The organism is Nostoc sp. NMS4, from assembly GCF_017115095.1.
Taxonomy (GTDB): domain Bacteria; phylum Cyanobacteriota; class Cyanobacteriia; order Cyanobacteriales; family Nostocaceae; genus Nostoc.
In genome coordinates this window covers 1-4,945 of the sequence record NZ_JABXKI010000316.1, presented here as the reverse complement: position 1 = coordinate 4,945, position 4,945 = coordinate 1, and the positions used below count along the sequence as shown (strand labels likewise).

4 protein-coding genes and 1 pseudogene are annotated in these 4,945 nt (G+C 37.7%); 2 read left to right on the top strand and 3 right to left on the bottom strand.

The features are described 5' to 3' along the window. Window positions 1-416, top strand: a pseudogene (locus HWQ37_RS29130) (mannose-1-phosphate guanylyltransferase); the annotation flags it as partial. 88 nt (window positions 417-504) lie between these two features. Here the strand turns inward: HWQ37_RS29130 and HWQ37_RS29125 are convergent. Beyond that, the gene (locus HWQ37_RS29125; protein WP_292753892.1) at window positions 505-1,602 is read right to left on the bottom strand and encodes a hypothetical protein; all 1,098 of its coding nucleotides are present in this window, start codon (window positions 1,600-1,602) and stop codon (window positions 505-507) included. A gap of 161 nt (window positions 1,603-1,763) precedes the next feature. Further along, complete coding sequence (locus HWQ37_RS29120) at window positions 1,764-3,638, bottom strand: AAA-like domain-containing protein (protein WP_292753891.1); 1,875 nt, start codon at window positions 3,636-3,638, stop codon at window positions 1,764-1,766. 273 nt (window positions 3,639-3,911) lie between these two features. Between HWQ37_RS29120 and HWQ37_RS29115 the strand changes: the two genes are divergently transcribed. Next, window positions 3,912-4,214 carry a hypothetical protein gene (locus HWQ37_RS29115; RefSeq protein ID WP_292753890.1) on the top strand — a complete coding sequence of 101 codons (303 nt, stop codon included), beginning with the start codon at window positions 3,912-3,914 and terminating at the stop codon, window positions 4,212-4,214. 303 nt (window positions 4,215-4,517) lie between these two features. Here the strand turns inward: HWQ37_RS29115 and HWQ37_RS29110 are convergent, their stop codons facing one another. After that, window positions 4,518-4,910: a GUN4 domain-containing protein gene (locus tag HWQ37_RS29110; RefSeq protein WP_292753893.1), complete on the bottom strand. Its 393-nt coding sequence runs from the start codon at window positions 4,908-4,910 to the stop codon at window positions 4,518-4,520. Window positions 4,911-4,945 lie beyond the last annotated feature (35 nt).

Sequence of the window (4,945 nt, the reverse complement as noted above, 5' to 3'; positions counted from 1 at the left end):
CTGGTTTTATTTTCCCGCAACTGCATCCGGGATTTGATTCCATGTTCTGCATTGCGAAGATAATTGAGATGTTGACTATACAGGAGCGATCGCTGGCTGCGGCGCGATCGGAATTACCCCGTGTCATTCACAAAACTTATACAATCCGCTGCCCGTGGACAGCTAAGGGTGCTTTGATGCGTTACTTAGTGGAAACTCACCCAGCCCAAAATCTAGAACTTATTGATGGAGTGAAAATTTGTCAACCTTATGATGACAGTTGGTTGTTAGTTTTACCAGATGCCAGCGAACCATTGGTGCATTTGTATGCAAATAGCAACGATCGCGAATGGGTAGATGATACTGTGAGAAACTACCGCACCCGTGTTCAGTCGTTTGTGGAAAGACAACAAGAGTATCAACCAGCAGAAGTTTAATTCGTAATTCGTAATTCGTAATTCGATTTGCTTACCACGAGAAAACCAGATCCCCGACTTCTTGAAGAAGTCGGGGATCTTTTTGTTCCTACTTGTTTGATTTAAGCAAATTTTTTGCAGAGGCTTTGTACTTTCGCTTGAATCCAGCAAGAACACAACCGGACATTAAAATACTCAGAATTGCTGATGGTTCAGGTACAGCTTGAGCTATGCGACCGCTTCCTGAAAGTAAATCAAGACCACCAACTGCATTAGGCGTATTCTGTGGAAAAAAGCTGCTATTTGTCCAGTCTAATAAATTAGAAGAATTGCCGTTATCATTCACGTCAGGAGCAAATAGTGAATAACCATAAATCGTGGTTGGTGTGTTTGAAAATGAAGATAGAGGTAGGAGAATTCCACCAACTTGTTGATTAACTAAGTTAACTACCCTAAACTCACCAGTGCTGTTAGTCAATTCTGAGTAAGGTAGATTATTATCTGGGCTACCACCTGGTCGTAAGTTAGTACTTCCCCAACCAGTAGCAATAGAAGTTAAGGAACCATAGCTAGTTGGATTTCCAGCCGAATCAATACTTAGAATCGGCGCAATTTGAAAACTATCATGGGCAGCAAATAGACCTCTATCAAAAATAGTTGTAGCAAGATTTTTAGAGGTAGAAATACCTGAATTAAAGACAAAATCAGCCCGTTCAATATCAGTTTGAAGTTCTTGAATTGCACCTGTATTTCCAGCATTGACAAAAATATTTTCCGCACCTTGCAGGATATTGTTTTGGCTAAGAACTGCTTGGCTTGTCGTTGGCTGACTGGTTTTGATTGTTGTTAATGGTAGTCCGGCAATTCCTTCACTTAAAATTAACTGTCTATTGTTGTAGTTACCAAAGCTATCTGCTGGAGCATAACCGCCACGTCGTAAAGTAACAACTGGTTGAGCGAAGTTGCCGAAAATCCAGTTTGTTGAATTGGCAGTTACCCTTGTAACTGCCAATGATTTATTAAGATAAGTTACATCATTTACTGTGATGTCTGGTTGATCAACTAAAGAACCAAAGCCAACAGATGTAATATCAGATGCTAAAGTTGCAGCAGCAGCAGGTAGGGTGGCTATATTGGCTGAAGCAATTATAGTAACAAAAGTAGCGATCGCTGAACTTGCAAAACTTTTTTTAGTAAATCTCTTCATTGTTGTTGTCTTTAACTTAATCTTCATTTTAGAAACAATGTATAAGTAAATACCTGATACTACTAGGATTTTATTGAGACTAGTTAACTAAATGTCTCAGGTTAACTTTAAGATTTGGTAAAAGCTTTGTTAAGACTAATCTTTAGTAAAATATCAGATAATCATTCAGATAGGCGTTCTCGAAAATAAAGGCGATATAAATTACAAAGGCATTGAACTTTATTTTCTTTAAATTCAATTAAGCCCAGACTGCGTAATTTAAAACTTTGTGCAGAGTCTAACTTCACAGGAATATCACTCTCAATCACTTTTTTCATCGCTGCTTTTAACAATTTATCTTCTTCTAGCAGTGAAAGATAGGGATGTAAAAAACCTCTAAATAATCCCTCGTCAGTGGGAGCAACTTTGAGAAATTGTTCTAAAGTTAAATTACCTGTGGCAATTTGATAAAGAGCAGTCCTTAATAAATAAGGATGACCATCAATCATTTCCCTTAATTGTTCGATTTGTGTATCTGACCAATTTAATTGATGTCGTTGGACTAATTCTTTTATTTGTGTGGCGTTGAATTCTCCTATCTCCACAGATAAACCCACATTAAAGGGAGATTGATTGACATTTAGAGAAACATATACTTCTTGAGAATGAGCAATTACTAAACGCAATTTTTGCCAGATTTCTTCATTTTTACCGTTTTCATGCCAAGCTCGGAGTAGAGCAAAAAATTCCTGAGCAATTTCGGGATAAGGAAAAATTTTATCAATATCATCTAAGCCTAATACTAGGGGAGTATTAATATTTTTTAATAAATAGTCTTTTAAATAATTAGTGCAGTTAACTTGACTGCTTAATCGTTTTTTCCAATATTTATCTATTTGTTCTTCTAGCCCTAATTCATAACTCAGCGTTGCACAAAATTCCTCTAAAAATTTATTGAGATCGGTAAGATTTTCTTGACTCCATAAATTAAGAGAAACTGTGCGATAACCTTTTTGTTTACTATGGTCAAGAATATGGCTCATTAAAGAAGTTTTACCCATCTTTTGCGGCGCTTTGATGCGGATTAACGCCCCTGGTTGCAGGATGGACTCATAACATTTAATTTCTACCTCTGGACGCTCGATATAAAAGGGGGAGTTAAGAGGAACTTGACCATCAGGATTTTCATAAATCACTGAGGAGTTATTCTGTTTGACTTTTGGTGTTGGTTGTTCAATAATGCCTAGATTAATTAGCAATTGTTGCTTAATAAACTGACTAACTCCCTTGTAGACTAAATTATCTGTTGATTTTGGCTTAGTGATAGAAAGATGGTCGTCATCTGTAGCGGTAGGTTGGACATCTTTGATGCCTGGGTTAGCGCTATCTGGGTCTACAACTAAAAAACCTTGAGTAGGCTTTGTTTCAAAATAAACTTTTGTAGTAATTTCCAAGGAGTCAACATTTTGCCGATACCACTCGTTAAGTTGACGCAGTTGGGGAATATGTGATTTTAATTCATTAACACTAACAGTGGTTCGTGCCAAAATACTAATTTTATCGACTAAGTTAGCGAGATGAGAACCAGTGTGAGGAGTGGATAGAAATACAATGCCTTTTGTCTGTTGAATAACTGCTTTTTTTTGAAAAGTCTGAGCATTACGCAGCATTTCTTTAACTAATAATCCACCCATACTATGAGCAATAAAAATTATTGGGTATTTTCCAATATCATTAACTTGTAAATATTCTTGTAAATTACTAGCTCTATCAAAGAGTGGCATTGTTGAACCTCTCCACTCAAAGGGTTCAGCTTTGTAGCCAAAAGACCAAATACCTAAATCTGGTCTTTCTTGTGCAAGCCACGTTAACCAGAAATTATCATCGTTGCGTAGTTCTTGCGGATGCCAAGTTGCTCGTGAGTGACCACCTAACCCATGAACAAAAATCACATCCCCGCATCGCTTTGGGTTGTCACATCCCGATATTTTGATTAAACCAGTCATCTCTGCGGGTTCAGGTTTTGGGGTTTTATTAAAAAAATTGTTAAAGGGCATAGATATTATGGGGAGAATTAGAGGATGACAAATTATTCTTATGCCACGGCCACAGCGCAACTTAAAACTAGGATACAGCGATCGCGTCACTACTCAGAACCAAGGTTTTACCCCACCCTAACCCTCCCCTTGCAAAGGGGAGGGAACTAGATTTCCGGCTTCCCCCCTTTGCAAGGGGGGATTGAGGGGGGTAATTCGACTTGTGTGTACACGGTAGCCTTTCCAAGGGGGGATTAAGGGGGGTATATTCACGCCAATCCGAAAGCGGCAGGAATGCAAGAAGGCTTTTTCTATGATTTTAGTAATTATGGAGTCTATGACCGACTTGGGGATGATGGTTTAACAACTTGGCATCCGGCTTTTTTGGCGTTGGGTAAAACTTTAAATGAATGTGCTGCTAAATATCGGGGTTTTTGTAAAAAGTACAAACCAAAAGCGAAAACAGAAAAACGCTATTTTTGGGGTAATCAATTTTTGCCTAAAGTAATTAAAGGCAAAGGCAAAAAAGCATCACCAGGACAGATGCGATTGCCTTGGGATAGTTGGGAAGTAAGTAATCCAGAAATTAATTGTTGATGTGGCTGAGAAATTTATTTTTGCTAATTGTTATAATCCGCAAGTTGCAGCGATGATTTTTAGAAATCACAGTCAATGATTTGAGATGAAGATAGGAGCAGTGTCTCTATTTATCACTAAAAATGTCTTTTTTAGAGTAATTTGCTACTTTTTGGCAATATTAACGACTGTTAATACGCCAATTCTTTTTGTGTTGTTTGTTTTTTTGTTTGCAGCCTGTAGTGCCAGGTATCGAATCTCCAAAAGTCTTATTATTGCCAGGAAAATATCCCAGGAATAAATCTTTACAATCCTCTGAAAACCTTATCTGCTACAATTTACAAGTCTCTGCAACAAGAAAGGAGTTACGGTCATACCACCATCACCACCCCCAAACCCCCAAAAACCCTGTACCCCTATATACGACGGGAGTTCTCCTCTCATCGATAGGTTCATGGGTAATTCCTCATATCTTTTCCACTCCCCATCCTTTCGTCTCCATCCCACACTTTTTGTAAAATCTTTAAAATCATTATACCACAAGTTCCTATTTTTCCATTCTACCTTCTCCCAATCAAAATCGAGAGAATTGCCACTAGCCAAATATATTTTTTTCTGGACACTATAACCAAAATACCCCTTAGAGTTATTTACCCAAAGTGTATCTAGTTGTTTTAAATCCTTACAATTAAAGTTTGGCTCTTGCGCTACTTTTATGGTAAAAGTTAAAATAATTTAAATTTCATGCCTAT